Source organism: Niallia circulans, assembly GCF_007273535.1.
GTDB lineage: Bacteria > Bacillota > Bacilli > Bacillales > Cytobacillaceae > Niallia > Niallia circulans_B.
The window spans coordinates 453376-468814 of sequence record NZ_RIBP01000004.1; the positions used below are offsets into that span (position 1 = coordinate 453376).

The 15439-nt window shown below is 39.3% G+C and carries 17 protein-coding genes and 1 riboswitch; of the genes, 5 read left to right on the plus strand and 12 right to left on the minus strand.

The window, feature by feature from the left end:
• Positions 1-38: 38 nt before the first annotated feature.
• The gene (locus CEQ21_RS10195) at positions 39-188 is read left to right on the plus strand and encodes a small, acid-soluble spore protein K (protein ID WP_185764514.1); all 150 of its coding nucleotides are present in this window, start codon (positions 39-41) and stop codon (positions 186-188) included.
• A gap of 28 nt (positions 189-216) precedes the next feature.
• Here CEQ21_RS10195 and CEQ21_RS10200 read toward each other — a convergent pair whose 3' ends face one another.
• Both CEQ21_RS10200 and recX read right to left on the minus strand, forming a co-directional pair.
• Positions 217-540, minus strand: a complete 324-nt coding sequence (locus CEQ21_RS10200; protein WP_185764515.1) for a YfhH family protein — start codon at positions 538-540, stop codon at positions 217-219.
• Between the two features lie 79 nt (positions 541-619).
• Complete coding sequence (gene recX / locus CEQ21_RS10205; RefSeq protein WP_185764516.1) at positions 620-1426, minus strand: recombination regulator RecX; 807 nt, start codon at positions 1424-1426, stop codon at positions 620-622.
• Positions 1427-1541: 115 nt separating this feature from the next.
• Here recX and CEQ21_RS10210 point away from each other — a divergent pair, with 115 nt between their 5' ends.
• Together CEQ21_RS10210 and CEQ21_RS10215 are read left to right on the plus strand one after the other, a co-directional pair.
• Positions 1542-2441: a TIGR01777 family oxidoreductase gene (locus tag CEQ21_RS10210; RefSeq protein ID WP_185764517.1), complete on the plus strand. Its 900-nt coding sequence runs from the start codon at positions 1542-1544 to the stop codon at positions 2439-2441.
• A 60-nt stretch (positions 2442-2501) separates the two neighbouring features.
• Positions 2502-2627, plus strand: coding sequence for a YfhE family protein (locus CEQ21_RS10215; RefSeq protein WP_127741671.1), 126 nt, complete (start codon positions 2502-2504; stop codon positions 2625-2627).
• A gap of 677 nt (positions 2628-3304) precedes the next feature.
• Here the strand turns inward: CEQ21_RS10215 and CEQ21_RS10220 are convergent.
• Complete coding sequence (locus CEQ21_RS10220; protein WP_185764518.1) at positions 3305-4375, minus strand: ATP-grasp domain-containing protein; 1071 nt, start codon at positions 4373-4375, stop codon at positions 3305-3307.
• 229 nt (positions 4376-4604) lie between these two features.
• Here CEQ21_RS10220 and CEQ21_RS10225 point away from each other — a divergent pair, with 229 nt between their 5' ends.
• Positions 4605-5663, plus strand: a complete 1059-nt coding sequence (locus CEQ21_RS10225; RefSeq protein ID WP_185764519.1) for a lactonase family protein — start codon at positions 4605-4607, stop codon at positions 5661-5663.
• A 232-nt stretch (positions 5664-5895) separates the two neighbouring features.
• On the opposite strand, the gene CEQ21_RS10230 is transcribed toward CEQ21_RS10225, so the two are convergent.
• The 8 genes from CEQ21_RS10230 to CEQ21_RS10265 form a co-directional block, all read right to left on the minus strand.
• The gene (locus tag CEQ21_RS10230) at positions 5896-6420 is read right to left on the minus strand and encodes an acyl-CoA thioesterase (protein ID WP_185764520.1); all 525 of its coding nucleotides are present in this window, start codon (positions 6418-6420) and stop codon (positions 5896-5898) included.
• Between the two features lie 68 nt (positions 6421-6488).
• The gene (locus tag CEQ21_RS10235; RefSeq protein ID WP_185764521.1) at positions 6489-8030 is read right to left on the minus strand and encodes a HAMP domain-containing sensor histidine kinase; all 1542 of its coding nucleotides are present in this window, start codon (positions 8028-8030) and stop codon (positions 6489-6491) included.
• Positions 7969-8658 (minus strand): response regulator transcription factor, encoded by a 690-nt coding sequence (locus tag CEQ21_RS10240; RefSeq protein WP_185764522.1) that lies wholly within the window; start codon positions 8656-8658, stop codon positions 7969-7971. The genes CEQ21_RS10235 and CEQ21_RS10240 overlap by 62 nt, the downstream gene beginning before the upstream one ends.
• Positions 8659-8778: 120 nt before the next feature.
• The gene (locus CEQ21_RS10245; RefSeq protein WP_185764523.1) at positions 8779-9957 is read right to left on the minus strand and encodes an ABC transporter permease; all 1179 of its coding nucleotides are present in this window, start codon (positions 9955-9957) and stop codon (positions 8779-8781) included.
• Positions 9954-10655 carry an ABC transporter ATP-binding protein gene (locus CEQ21_RS10250; RefSeq protein ID WP_328593473.1) on the minus strand — a complete coding sequence of 234 codons (702 nt, stop codon included), beginning with the start codon at positions 10653-10655 and terminating at the stop codon, positions 9954-9956. Before CEQ21_RS10250 ends, CEQ21_RS10245 begins: the two co-directional genes overlap by 4 nt.
• Positions 10655-11653 carry an efflux RND transporter periplasmic adaptor subunit gene (locus CEQ21_RS10255; RefSeq protein WP_185764524.1) on the minus strand — a complete coding sequence of 333 codons (999 nt, stop codon included), beginning with the start codon at positions 11651-11653 and terminating at the stop codon, positions 10655-10657. Before CEQ21_RS10255 ends, CEQ21_RS10250 begins: the two co-directional genes overlap by 1 nt.
• 226 nt (positions 11654-11879) lie before the next feature.
• Entirely contained in the window at positions 11880-13133 is a 1254-nt protein-coding gene (locus CEQ21_RS10260; protein WP_185764525.1) for a M20/M25/M40 family metallo-hydrolase, read from the minus strand.
• A 181-nt stretch (positions 13134-13314) separates the two neighbouring features.
• Positions 13315-14148 carry an SAM hydrolase/SAM-dependent halogenase family protein gene (locus CEQ21_RS10265; RefSeq protein WP_185767217.1) on the minus strand — a complete coding sequence of 278 codons (834 nt, stop codon included), beginning with the start codon at positions 14146-14148 and terminating at the stop codon, positions 13315-13317.
• A 201-nt stretch (positions 14149-14349) separates the two neighbouring features.
• Positions 14350-14394, plus strand: a riboswitch (PreQ1 riboswitch).
• A 10-nt stretch (positions 14395-14404) separates the two neighbouring features.
• Here CEQ21_RS10265 and CEQ21_RS10270 point away from each other — a divergent pair.
• Positions 14405-14920, plus strand: coding sequence for a QueT transporter family protein (locus CEQ21_RS10270; RefSeq protein ID WP_185764526.1), 516 nt, complete (start codon positions 14405-14407; stop codon positions 14918-14920).
• A 39-nt stretch (positions 14921-14959) separates the two neighbouring features.
• Here CEQ21_RS10270 and CEQ21_RS10275 read toward each other — a convergent pair whose 3' ends face one another.
• A complete protein-coding gene (locus CEQ21_RS10275; protein ID WP_185764527.1) occupies positions 14960-15439 on the minus strand; it encodes a GNAT family N-acetyltransferase in 480 nt (159 codons plus the stop codon).

The following is a 15439-nucleotide window of genomic DNA, read 5'->3' on the forward strand; positions in this document are numbered from 1 at the left end:
TTTGTCATACATGAACATACAAAGGAGGATTTTGCCCCATGGTTAAAGGCGTAGATAATATAAATGATAACAAATTTGAAGGTGAGCCAAGAGCAAAACCGGAGTATGCATCTAAAAGAGCAGATGGCACAATTAATACACATCCTCAGGAAAGAATGAATGCTTCATCACATAGACATAAACAGTAATAACATCTGGCATAAGAACAGCTTGTTCTTATGCCTCTTGTTTCTTCAATAAAGAGATCGGAATTCCTTCTTCTGTGTTTTGCCCATTGTCTCGTATCCCCCAAGCAAAAATGCCGTTCATATAATGAAGATGGAATTTCACACCCGGATCTCCCTCTATTTCATACACTTCACCTTTAATAAATTGATTTGGATCGAGTAAATATGCTTTTGCCATATGAATTTTCCGTTCTAATACAGCGAACTCATTAACCATACCGAGCTGCTCTGCTTTTTTGGCCTTATCATTTAATTGGGCAATTTCTATACGTAATTCGTGTTCGGACATCATGCTGTATCTTTTCGTTTGCATATACTTCCTCCTCAACCCCACTATGATTTTATTGTAAATGACGTCTTAGCTTTGAGCAAAAAAAATGTACTAAAAAAAATCAGTCCTCCATAGAAAGCTCATCAAGATACCTTTCAATCAGTTCAATGGAAAAGCCTTTTCTGTATAAAAACTGCTTCATCTTTTGCCTGAATTCGTAGCCAGAATAAGCAGCAAACTTTCGTTCTGCCTTTTGTCCATGAACACGTAATGCGCTGAGTTCATCCTCTTCATCATTTCCTTCCAATGACAGCTTTACTTCCTTGATAACTGCAGAAGAGTATCCCTTCCTTGTCAATGTCTGCTCCACCTTTTGTTTAGCCATTTTAAAGGAGTTATTTTTGTTGCTGCTTAACGCCTTTGCAGCTATTTTTTCCGCATTGGCAAGCTGTACATCAAAAGGTAGCTCCTCTAAAGCACTGCTTATCAAGTCATCTCCTAAGCCTTTTTCCCTTAGCTCTCTTCTTATCACTGTAGGACCTTTATCTGATGTATTGCGTTGTGTTCTTACATAGGAAAAAGCATAATCCTCATCATCAAGAAACTTCATATCGTACAGTCTCCGAATAACCTCGCCAATAACCATGTCTTCTTCTATTTTTGTACTGAGATGTGCTCGTACCTCTTTTTCCGTTCTTTTCACCCTTGCCAAATAATTAACAGCTGTATGATAGCCTTTACGAATTTCATCACTGTACTGTATTTCATTCAACAGAAGCTTATCAAGCTCCATGCCTTTTCGCAGCTGGTATTTAACAAGCACCGATTCATCCACACTGAAAGCATATTCATCTTTACCAGCTATTTCGGAAAAGATATTGTAGCGGTCACTTAAATTCTTTTGTCTCGTTATTTTACTGATAATCAATTATGTCAATCTCCTTTCATCATTACAGGTAACATATATTTTTTAGGACGTTAAATTGGGAAATGTTCTTATGTGAATATTATAATGAAAATAAAATATTTTGAGGAGGAAAACAATGAACTTCCTGATTGCAGGCGGAACTGGTTTAATCGGTAATGCCCTTATACAGAGTTTAACGCAAAAAGGGCATACCATCTATTGTTTAACAAGAAGCACAAATCGGGAGAACAGCGGACAAATTTTCTATATTAACTGGGAGCATGCAAATAATAATTCAGCTTCTGCCATTCCTGATCCTATCGATGCTGTCATTAATCTTGCTGGTGAATCCTTAAACAGCGGCCGCTGGACAGCTTCTCGTAAACAAAGAATAGTGGAAAGCAGAATCTCTGCAACAGACAGGCTCCTTTCTATTATAAAGCAGCTTCCAGACAAACCTAAAGTTTGGTTAAATGCAAGTGCAATTGGAGTATATGGAACGTCCTTAACAAATAACTTCACTGAGGCCTCGCATCTTGGTAATGACTTTCTTGCGGACACTGTAAAACAGTGGGAAGCACATGCGCAGCAGGCAGAGCATCTAGGGATAAGAACCGTTTATTGCCGATTTGGCTTAGTCCTGTCTAAAGATGGCGGAGCATTTCCAACCTTGCTTCTTCCATATAAATTATTTATCGGCGGTAATTTAGGCAGCGGAAACCAATGGGCTTCTTGGATTCATATAGAGGATGTTGTTGGCGGTATGCAGTTTATTATTGGAGACGATACAATTTCTGGTCCAGTCAATTTCACTGCGCCTGCTCCTGTGAAGATGCAGGTTTTAGGTAAAACAATAAGCAGGCATTTGCATCGTCCACATTGGCTGTTAGTCCCTTCCCCGCTTCTCAAACTAGTATTAGGAGAGATGAGCATCCTTGTGGCAGAGGGCCAGCATGTACTTCCCACGGTTTTAACAAGCCAAGGCTATCCCTTTGCTTTTGAAACAATCGAATCTGCGATTTCAAGCTTTGACTAATGTATCTTTCTAAAAAAGAGGGAAATAATATCATTAACTTAGCGTGAAAGGATGGTAACAATGGACAAGAAAAAAGCATTCAAAGGTAAACCTAAACTTTCTAGTATGCAAGAGGTTACATATCAGCATGAGTTCAAAATGGCAGATAGAGCTGCAAGCAGAAAATCCGGCCAAGAGAAACAGTAAACAATTTGAAAATTTAAACATTGGGGATAACTTTCTATTTTGTAAGCATTTTCACCATTTTCGCTTACAATAAGGTTATTTATCCACAAATCCACTGGTATACCCACATAAAAACTGTGGATAATGTGCATAAACCTGTGGAATACTTCTATACCATAGTTTTAGCATGTGTATAAATTCGTGTATAACTGAACTGTTTTTCCACAATGCCATAATAACAAAATCCACCAGTTAGTTTACTGGTGGATTTTTTGCATGCTGCTATACTATTCAAAATTCTCTGCCAGAAACTTGCCTATCTTGTAGCATCCTCAATTTATCTTGATAATAGCAATATTTTTGAAAGTACATGTTTCTATCTAAACCTAATACAGCTTTATTCGATTTTTGTGAATACTTGTTAATAAGTCTCACATAATAGCGCATTTTTATAGATTGAATAATGGCATCCATTAATATTCCTCCAATTATAAGTCGTTCTTTATAAAGAACCGACAAGTAAAAAAATAACGCTCTTTATAAATTAATTCTTTATAAAGAACACATTTCGTTTGTTATTACGTATTATTGAATAAATAATACGATGATTTGTTCTTTATGTCAATACACTTTGTTTTTTATAACGAACTTTTTACATAAAAAAAATACCCCCTTTCTTTAAGGGGCATTTCATTTGCTTATAAATGGACAATTTTCGACGACTGAAAGACATTATCTTTTAAAATTATCTCTTTCTCTAAATAGCTCGATTTCACACCGAAATGGGGACGGAATTGTTTAATAGCCTTTTTCCCTTGCAGTAGCAGCAGAATCGCTCTGTATGGCATATTAATACCTGCTAGACAGCTGTAATGCAGTCCTCCAGACATTCTTGGGTTAATTTCTAGCAGCTTTGGAATGCCATTCTGATATTTCACTTGTATATTATAAATAAACGGAATTTTTAGTGTGTCATTAATATCTTTAGCCAGCTTTAGCAGAACAGGATTGTCCTCTAGCTCCCTGAGCCTTCCTTGTCCTTTTTTTCTCGGAATGGCAGCCATCAGTTTGCCGTCAAATGATAGACAATCAATACTGTACTCATATCCTTCAAGATATTCAAGCACCATTAGTGGTGGAAAAACCGCTTGTTGCTTGAATATATTATAAGCAGTGTCAAAGGATATATTAGCATTGATTCCTTGATAGAAAAGCTCTTCAATAGAATCAGGCTGTTCTTGCACAAGTCTGAATCCATTTCCTCCCTCACCAATTACAGGCTTAAAACAAACTTTATGACCCTTTTTTCTTAAAGCTGTATATGCCTCTTTAAAACTTTCTGCATTGTTGACAATAATATAATCTGGTATGTTAACAGCCGTCTTGAGGATGGAATGCTGCTTCATCAATTTATACGTTGCCTCTTTATCATCAAGCATTTCCATCAATGACGCATCAGGACATACAAGGACCTTAACTCCAATTTGCTCGAATTTAGACAAGTTCTTTGATATAAGCACATTCTCTTTCCTTGGAACAAATAGATCTATACGATGAATTTTGCAAAAGCGCAGACAAAATTCAATATAATCCTCCCCAATTATGTCTGGTTCTATAAATGCTGCATCGCAATAGCTTAAATATGCGGCATGTTCATTATTTGAGGTTCCATACACCTCAAATTCCATCCCATCTGCATTATATTTAATCATATCAATAAAGTGAGCAGCTGTTGTGAACCATTGATTAAACCATATTTTTTTCTTCATTTTCCTATCCTTTCCATAATACTGCATTGCTATTATCTCTCTCAAACTAACAGTATGCTCAAACTTTTTTTATTTATACACATATCCCAACAATGCCTTCTAGTTCAGGTGTTTTCTTTCTGCTAACGTCCTGAATTTTCTCTCTATTTGTAATTTGAAAGTTCTTTTATTAGTGAGTGGGCTTACAATTTGCTATAATATATTTAAATCTTTTAAAGGAGTCCTGTTCATGACAAATTCAAAAAAGTTCATAGGTTATGTTGGTACATATACAAAGTCAACTAGTAAGGGAATCTATTCATTCGTTCTGGATACAGAAGAAAAGAAAATTACTAATGTCGAACTGGCAGCTGAATTGGAAAACCCGACATATGCAACAGTTTCTAAAGATAATAAATACTTATATGCTGTAGGTAAAGAAGGCTCACTTGGAGGAGTTGCAGCTTATACTGTTGATCCTGCTACAGGAAAGCTTGAATTCATTAACAAGCAGTTCACTGAAGGCGCTTCCCCATGTCATGTTAGTGTTGATAACAACAAAAGCTACACACTAACTGGAAATTACCATAAAGGGACTGTTGAAGCATATCCTTTAAACGCTGATGGAGCAGTGCAGGAATTAACAGCAAAGGTAGAGCATACTGGTACAGGACCAAATACTGCACGCCAAGAGAAACCTCATATGCACTTCACTGGTTTTACACCTGATGAGCGTTATGTTGTTTCTGTCGATCTTGGTATCGATAAAGTAGAAACTTATAAGCTTACAGATGGCAAGCTAGAAACAGTATGCAGCCTGAGTGTGAAGCCTGGAAGCGGTCCAAGACATATCGCATTCCATCCAAATGGCAAATTCGCTTATGTGATGACAGAATTAAGCAATGAAGTCATTACATTATCTTATAACAGCGAAACAGGCGAACTAAAAGACTTGCAATATATTTCTGCATTACCAATCGACTTTACTGAAAACAGCCAAGGCAGTGCTATTCACTTGTCATCTGACGGCAAATTTGTCTATGCAGGAAATCGCGGACATAATTCAATTGCCCTTTTCAGCATCAACAGCGAAACTGGAGCATTGACATTTATTGAACATACGTCAACAGAAGGAAATTGGCCACGTGATTTTGTTCTTGACCCAACAGAACAATTCATTGTTGCATCTAACGAACAATCAGACACACTTACTCTGTTTGCAAGAGATGAAGCTACAGGTAAATTAACATTGCTTCAATCAGAAATTCATGCTCCAGAACCAGTTTGTGTGAAATTCTTAAATTACTAATAAGTAAATAAGCAACCGAGCTACGTATAAACCCCAGTCGTATTTAATTGCGACTGGGGTTTTTCATTTCAATATATCACTGAATATGGTGTCCTCCAAGACTGCATCGAATGCAAGGCAACAATTCTTTTTGGATTGCCTCCTTGTTTTTATCTTGTGCCATCCTAACTGAGTATCGGTAAAAAAAAACTGCCGACAAACTTAAGTTTGTCGGCAGACTGAATGAATTTATTTAAATCCAAGGGGCATCTGTCTTAACAACCTTTGCAAATGCCTTGCTGTGCTCTCTTCTATCTTTTCTTACTTTCACACGCTGTTCTGCTGTGTTGAAGAGCATATGCTCCTCTGCTAATTGGGGAACGATTTGGGGAATTTTTGTCGGTTTGCCTTCCTCATCAAGAGCTACAAATGTTAAAAATGATGTTGCGGCAAGCTTACGTTCACCAGTTTTTAAGTTTTCTGCCACTACTTTAACAAACACCTCCATGGAGGACCTGCCTGTATGTGTAACATATGACTCAAGGCATACTGAATCAGTTGGCCTTATGGGCATTAAGAAATCAACGGAATCTGTTGAAGCTGTAACGACATTGCTTCTTGAATGCCTTGATGCTGAAATCGAAGCTACATCATCAATATAGCTCATCAGCTTCCCTCCAAATAAAGAGTTATGATTGTTTGTATCAATCGGGAATATACGGCTTGTCTTAACTACTAATGAATCTTTGCAAAATTTCTCTGTTGGCATATTCACCATGCTGCACTCCTTTTTATGCCTATTGTGACTGCTTTTCGAAGATGATATTTAAAGGCCAGTATTGCAGCCTATTTGCTTTCTTCTTTGCATAATGGCAACTTCAATAAAAATATTGTAGTGGAACCGTCGGATTTTTGTAAAGATAAAAGTCCTCCAAGCGCCTTCGCCAAAAGCAGGCTGTACGGCAAACCAAGTCCAAGTCCCCGCTCAACATCCTTCTTATTTTTCCCTCTGTAGAAGCGTTCAAATATATAATGCTGCTCTTCATTCGGGATTCCGTAGCCATTATCCTCTACCATTATCAGAATATCATTATTATCATATTTCAAGCTGACTGACAATTCGCCGACAGCCTTGCCTTTAATGGCATGAAGGCTGTTATTGAGCAGGTTAACGATAATTTGCTGCAGACGAACACTGTCCGCATTGGCATATACAGGCTTTTCCATACTATTATAGGTTATCTTCACATTTTTTAATGCATCTGCATGAACGATTTCCCATTGATAGATGATTTCTTTAACAGCAGCCTGGATGTTTGTTTTTTCGAGATTCACTCTGATAGAGCCTGCACTGAAGCTGTTGAAATCAAGCAAATCCTCGACCATGCTTTGCAGTCTTTTGGCTTCCTTTAAGCTCATTGCCAAAAACTCTTTTTTCCGGCTGTCTGAAATGATATCATCATTCACAGCTTGAACAAGGGCGCTAATGGAGGTAATTGGTGTCTTTAATTCATGGGTAACACCTGCAAGGAGCTGTGTACGCAGACCTTCTAATGTTTGCAGCCTGTTTGTCATTTCATTAAAGGACAGCACAAGCTGATGCAACTCCTTCTCTTGCACATCCTCACTTAGGCGAATATCATAGTTTCCATTCATTAAGTTTTGGGCTGCATTCGCTACTTCCTCCACCGGCTTTGCCAGCTTCTTCGACAATGAATAGATGACAAGCCAGCCAAGAATTGCAAGACCTGTTAAAAGCAGTCCAAGCAGCTGATACTCCTCTGTATTTATGCGAAGCTGATCATGGTGCTGGACAATATACACATTACCTACTAATTTATCATCCTTCTCTATCGGAGCAATTACAACAGATGCCTTTCTGCTATCGCTAAGCGTTATCGTTTTAATCGTCAGCTCTTCAACCATATCCATACCCTCTATTTGTTCAAGCTGACCAGAATTATTAGGTGTTGGTTCATTCATTGCTTTTCCCTGTTGATTCCCATTTGGGCCCATATCCTGCATTGGAGAAAGAAGATTTACCTCGTTTGAGTCGTCCTTTATATAGACACTCATCGGCTGATAAATGCTTTGGGAATCCTGTCTATCCTGCATAAAAGGAAACCTGATGTCTGTAATATTCTCCAGATTCTCATCAGACGCCCTTCCGGCAATCTCCTGGGCAACGAACTTTGCCAGCTCAAGCCTGTTTTCTAAGGCATTATGTCTGATCCAAAGGATGGAAACAACACCAATAATGACGAGTCCGAGTATTAATGTGAATAAATATCTTTTTGTCCAATAGTATAGGAGCGGCGTTTTCTCCTTACTTTTTCTCTTGAATATAGAATTGATAGCCGAGTCCACGTAATGTTTTAATTTCCCCATATTCTGCCTCCCATCCATTCAAAGATTTCCTTATTCTTTTTATCGCCAAATCAACTGCTCTGTCACTGCCATCATAATCCCTGCCCCACACATGGTCGAGCAGCTGGTCTCTCGTAAAGGTCTGATTAGGATTGCCGGCCAAAAACAGCAACACCGATAGATCTCTCGGCGTAAATGGGACCTCAATGCCATTTAGGAATATCTGATGGGAAAGATTATTTATTTTTAAATTTCCGTAATAGGTCACATCTTCTTCTGCCTGGTACTGAGGCGATCTGCGCAGGACAGCCTGAACCCTTGCTATCACCTCTTCGGCAACGAAGGGCTTTGTTATATAATCATCTGCACCTGTGTCGAATCCCTTCAGCTTCTGATCTGTATCTGAAAGGGCAGTGAGCATAATAACAGGACAAGCACTTTTTTGGCGAATATGTGCAAGTACCTCCCAGCCGTCCATATGGGGCATCATGACATCAAGCAGCACCAATGCTGGCACTGTTTCTTCGAGCTTCTCCAATGCCTCTTGTCCATTGTATGCATAGCTGACAGCAAAGCCTTCCTTTTCAAGATAAGCGCCAAGCACCATGCTTATTGCCAATTCATCTTCCACAATTAATATATGTTTCATTCTATTAAGTCCTTTTTTGTTTTTTACTCATTATACAAGAATCAAGTGCCAAAAAACTACCACTATAAAAGAGAATCAGGCCTTTACTAGTTGCTGCTAGTAAAAGCCTGATCCCAATTTTTATTGATATCTTAATGCCTCAAGCGGGCTTAAGTTTGATGCTTTGTTTGCAGGGAATATTCCGAAGATAATTCCGATCAATATGGAGAAGGATACTGAACCTCCGACAATCCACCAAGTGATTTGCATCGTCATATCTAGCATGCTTGACAGAACTTCAGCACTCCCAAGCCCAATCAAGGCACCAAGGATGCCGCCAAATGCACTTAATACAACTGCTTCAATTAAGAATTGCAACATAATATCCTTTTTCTTTGCGCCAATCGCTTTTCTAATCCCGATTTCTCTTGTTCTTTCCGTTACAGACACAAGCATGATGTTCATAATACCAATTCCGCCAACAATCAAGGAAATGCTCGCAATACCTGCAAGAAGCAATGTCATCGTGTTGCTGACAGAATCAAGTGCATCAGATACAGAAGACTGGTTACGAACAGAATAAGATGTTTCATCTCCGCCAAATTGATTGTACAAATCCTGTTCCATCTTCGCCATTCCGATTTCAACAACATCCTCAGAAGACATTTTTACTGTTGCAGATGTTACATACGTCTGTCCGATAAAACGCTGTGCAGTAGTGAAAGGAATCAACACTTGGTCATCGACAGAGCCTGACAGTTCTTCACCTTGTTCTTCTAACACACCAATTACTTTAAATGTTGTGCCGTCGATTTTAATCGTCTGGTCAACAGCATTGGAGAACCCGAACAATTCTGTCGCAACATTAGAGCCCAAGACGACGACTTTATTGCGGTTATCTAGGTCAATATCCATAATGTTGCGCCCTGAACGGACTGTTATGTCATTAACATCTTCATAAGAAGTGTTAACGCCTGCGACCGTAACACCTTCACTTGAAGTAGTGCCATTTTTCAATGTACTGCTAGTAGTAACAGTCGGTGAAACAGCCTCTACCTCTGACAAGTCTTCAAATGACATGAGTTCGTCATATGTGACAACCTCTTCATCACTCGAATTGCCTGACAGTGATATTGAAACTGTCGTGCTTCCTAGACTAGAAACCTCATCTGATACCGATTGAGATGCACCCATACCTAAAGAGGTCAAGGCAATTACGGCAGCAACTCCAATAATAATTCCAAGCATCGTCAAGATTGCTCTTAACTTATTCATTGTTATATTTTTAAAAGATATTTTTATCGCTTGCCTTAATTTCAAGAAACTCCTACCTCCTTTTCCTCCCTAAGTCTTCCATCTTGAATACGAATAACTCTTTTTGCCTGCTTGGCAATTTCAAGATCATGGGTGATTAATATAATAGTATGACCTTGTTTATTCAAATCTTTTATTAGCTTCATTACTTCCACCCCTGTTTTGCTGTCCAAAGCACCTGTTGGTTCATCAGCAAGCAGGATTGGCGGGTTGCCAGCAAGAGCGCGGGCTATTGCTACACGCTGCTGCTGACCTCCTGACAATTCAGTCGGCCTATGACCGGCACGCTCCAGCAAGCCTACCTTTTTTAAGGCTGTCAAGGTAATTTCTTTTCGTTCCTTACTGTTAAGGCCTCTGTATATTAGAGGCAGCTCTACATTTTCAAATGCAGATTGTTTTGTGAGAAGATTAAAAGATTGGAAAATAAATCCTATTTTATGGTTTCTCACATCTGCTAGCTGCTTGCTTTTCAATTGAAAGACATTTTGCCCATCAAGGAAGTATTCGCCAGAGTCTGGCATGTCCAAACAGCCAATCATATTCATCAAGGTCGATTTTCCTGACCCTGATGGACCGATGATGGCAATAAAATCGCCTTTATTAATAGAGAAGCTCACATTATCCAATGCCTTAACAGTTTCTCCGCCCAGCGTATATTCCTTATTTAAGTTCTTTATCTCAACAATTCTATTCTCTTCAATCATTAACGGTTCCCTCCTCCGCTGAATCCGCCTGATGGCATCCCGCCGCCGCTTGGCATTTGCCCACCTGATGGCATCCCGTCTCCTCCTGGCATCATACCTTGACTGCTGCTGTCATTGCTTGATTCAAATGTTGGAAGAACAACTGTTGTTCCTTCCTCTAAACCGCCTGTAATTTCTGCAACATCTTCATTTTCCAGACCTACTTCTACTGTTTGTTTTGTTGTTGCTGTTTCCGTTGATCCATCTTCGCTTGTTGTAGATCCTGATGGAACCAATACATAGTACTCATCATCTTCTTTTTGAACAGCTTCAACAGGAACTGTCACTACATCTGATTTACTGCTTGTTGTGATTGTCGCTTCCGCTGTCATACCAACCAATAATCCAGAAGGCTTCTTCACTTTAACGGTTACTTCGTATTTAGCAACACTAGATCCTTCTGATGAAGCAGCTTCTTTAGCAACACTAGTTACTTCTCCAGTAAATTCTTTATCATCCAATGCACTTACTGTTATTGTCGCATCTTGTCCCTCCTTCACTTTAGAGATATCCAGCTCGTCAACATTAACAACCATTTCAAGATTATCGTAATCTGTTTCTGTCAGTACCTCTGTACCCATTGAAACTGTATCACCTTCTTCTACATTAAGGGCAGTGATTTCTCCAGAGAAGGAAGCTGTGATTGGGTCGATGCTATCATCTTCAAATGTAACGAGCTCATCTCCCTCTTCCACTTCATCTCCAACCGCTACATTGACTTCATCTACTGTTGCATTTCCAGTACTTGTCACTGCTTCTTTATTAATAGCTGAAATGCTGCCAGTTCCGCTTACTTTAATTTCCACATCGCCGACCTCTGCTGTTGCAGTTTGTGTTGTTGCTTGTGCTGATACTTGCTGTGTTTCGTTTTTATTGAAATAAAAGTAAGAACCAAATCCTCCGCCAATAACTACTACTATTGCTCCACTAACGACCCATTTCTTTATGCTTTTCTTCATCCTTCTTCTCATCCTCTTTCTACATTTAGTTTATTTTTATATGCTAGACTTGCATTTTTTCTTAAGCTCCAATAGGCTTGTGCCTCTTACAAGTAATAGAATATAAAAGTAATGTGTCAGGAATAAGTCGAGAAAAAACTTTTTTTAAGTTTGTCTAGAAAATGTGTAAAAACCTCCCTTCTCAACACAAAAAAGCGGAGAAACATAGCTTCTCCGCTTTTTTCTATTATTTACTTGAAAGTAGGGGTGCTGTTACATCTTTAACTCCAACAAGGCCTAATATGGTTAAAAAGATATTTTGCGGGCCAAGATGTGCGTCTGTTGGATCAAAATATTCCTCTAATGTATGGAATCCGCCGCTTTCACTGCCGCCCCCGCCTAATGTTACTGCGGGAATACCGAGGCTGATTGGTACATTTGAATCTGTGCTGAAGGCTGGTGAGAGTACTGGGTTTAATCCAAGGGAAGCTGCTGCCGCAATAGATGTCTCGACGATTTCACTAGCAGGGCTTTGTGTTCCTGCCGGCCTGTCGCCGACTTGGTTAATGGTAACTTCAATGGAGGTTTTTTCGCTTTTCCAGCGATTATTTTCTTCTTCTGCTGCCGTCTGCAGAATATTCATGACCTGCTCCTCAAGACGGATTAGCTCTTCTGCAGAATTGGAGCGCATATCGAGCATCATGCTCGCCTCTTCCGCTATCGTGTTTACAGAAGTTCCTCCTGTGATTGTGCCTACATTAAATGTAGTTTTTGGTTCAAGGGGTGTCTGTAAATCTCCAATTTTGCTGATTGCCCTGCCAAGTGCATGTATCGGGCTTGGAATGCCAAAGTCACCAAAGCTATGGCCGCCTGAGCCTTTGTATGTAATGTGATAACGATGGCTTCCTGTTCCCAAATATGTAATTCGCTCTGGATGACCTGGTTCAATGGAGATAAAGCCGTCAATATCCTGCCTATCCGCAAACAAGCCCTTAACTCCTCTTAAGTCGCCAAGTCCTTCTTCACCTACAGTTGCTCCAAAGATAATATCGCCATTTGTTTGGATGTTTGTCTCATTGAACGCTCTCACTAAAGTTAATACTGCTGCAAGCCCTCTGCCATCATCAGAAATTCCCGGCGCATATACTTTGCCATTTTCTCTTCTGACAATAATATCTGTTCCATTCGGAAAAACGGTGTCCAAGTGGGCACATACAAAAATTCTCGGACCTTTGCCAGTTCCATAGCGTGTTCCAAACACATTGCCATGCCTGTCTGTTTGAATATCAGCAAGCCCTAAAAGCTCAAGCTTCGACTTATAGACCCGGCCTCTTTCATCCTCCATAAAGACAGGTGCAGGGATTTTTGTTAGCTCAATCTGCTCTTCTAGTGTCGCATCAGCATCCTCTAGTAAATACTCCAGCCCTTTTTGAACGAGCGAATACTCAAGCAATTGCTCGAATACCCCACTTGATTTTAAATCAGCAACATTCTCTCTCAAATGATACCCCTTCTTTCAATTATTTCGTCTTGCAAAATAGTATATTTTTATTATATTCTAAATATTCTATAAATACCATAAGTTACAATCTCTTTTTTTTTAAAGAAAAAAACCAAACAAATTAATGTCTGGTATAACTGTGAAATAATTGCCAAAGAGATAGTGTTTATAAGCAGTAATGTCAGCTTTCTATTACCACACGCCAGCTATTTCCTGTTCCAAGCTGGTATGCCTTTGCCATGGACTGCTGATTGATGGCAATACTGAAATAATGGAGAGAATTTAAATACGCAATTGGCTCACCAATGGCTGCGTCGGCAAACGAGTGACCAAATAAAACCTGCTCTCTAAAAATTTCCTCTTTTCCCTCATAGATTGAAACTGACAATAAATCTCCGTAACTTATTCCGCTTTGTTTTACTAGGGAAGAATGAATATTTGTCCAGATATTACCGAACCGGTTATCATGGATTTCAATAATTCCATTGAGCTTTCTGTCATCTGAACTCGCCTTTGTCACCGGTAATGTCACAAGTGCTTGCTTATCTGTTAATGGACCTATGTCATTGAAGCTAATTTGTTCTGAGGCAAGTCTTGCACCAGTATATGCATAAATATCTCTGCCATGAAAGGTGTAAGATTCTCCGCTATTCGGAAGTCGGTTCTTTCCTTCATCCAGAATACGAACCTCTTGTATTATTTCTAGCATATGTGTAATCGTGCCATTGTCTGGGGTGATTATGTAGTGCCCCTCTGCTGTTTTGGCAACAATGCTTTTTCTGTCAGAACCGACACCTGGGTCCACTACTGATACAAATACAGTCCCTCCCGGCCAATAAGCAACAGTTTGCAAAAGGCGATAGGAGCCTTCCCATATATTGAAGGGAGGTATATCATGTGTCAGATCAAAAATACGCAAATCAGGCTGAACAGAATTGGCAACCCCATACATTGCCGAAACGGCACCGTCACTTAATCCAAAATCAGATTGCAGAACTAATGCTTTCATGCTCATCATTCCTCTCAAAGCTGCAATATGTGCATATTTGGTTCCATTCTAATGTTTAGCAAGTATTTATCATTATATGTAGCTGGAAAAACATTATATGCCACAACCCCAATATTTCACTGCTGCACCATTATTTTAAGGATAAAAATATATTGACTCACACAGCCTTTTTACTGTAGCATTATTGTTTGGTTTCATACTATTTTGCATGACGTGGTTCGTAACCATCCCACGTAAAAAAACTAAGGGAGAGACAAAAAATATGAAAACTAAAACACTTGCAGTTAATGGTGTTATCGCAGCATTATATATTGCAGTTACTGTTGCCATTGCCCCATTTGGCTTTACGAATGTGCAATTTCGACTATCCGAAATGTTCAACCATCTTGTTGTTTTCAACAAGAAATACATTTACGGTATTGTCGCAGGGGTATTTTTGGCTAATTTATTCTTTTCGCCAATGGTTGCATACGACCTTGTATTCGGTGTCGGTCAGTCGATTATCAGCTTGCTCATTACTATCGTCATTGGCCGTTATGTCAAAGACATTATTAAACGCATGATTATTAACACAATCGTATTTACCTTTACGATGTTCATCATAGCGTTCGAGCTGAATTTAGCCTTTGGTTTGCCATTCCTCTTTACATGGCTTACAACAGCGGCAGGCGAATTTGTCGTGCTAGCAATCGGCGTTCCAATCATCTATTTCATCAATAAGCGAGTTAACTTCGCTTCATTAATAGAAGAATCAAACAGAACGTATTCAAAAGAATAATATAACAAAATCACCTTAACTAAATTAGGGTGATTTTTTTCATATCTTCTTGTGCAATATAAGCTGTTCTCCAATATTACCGACAGCACGCAATCCTTTATCTATAAAGCCTGCTTTCTTGTACACATGCTGTGCTGCAGCATTTTCTTTGTTCACGGCGAGGATAATTTCATCAGCAAAAGAGAAATTTTCCTTAACAACAACAGGGAGCTGCTTTAACATTTCCCCCGCAATGCCTCTACCTTGAAAACTTGCTCCAATTGAATATGCACGCAGCAATATCGCCTTGCTGTTTTGATGATACCCCAAAACCCCATTCCCTTTTTGCAGAACAAAAAAACCAGCAGGCAGCATTCCGACAAATATAATGAACGGGTATCTATCACAATCTATTTTGCATTGTTCAATTGCCTCAAGAGGCATTGCTGTTAGACCCTCCTGTCCTGACTTTAACTGATAATTCTCGAATAAATGGCGGTCATTACTAGTATATTGGACGATTTTAAGCACTGCCTCCAC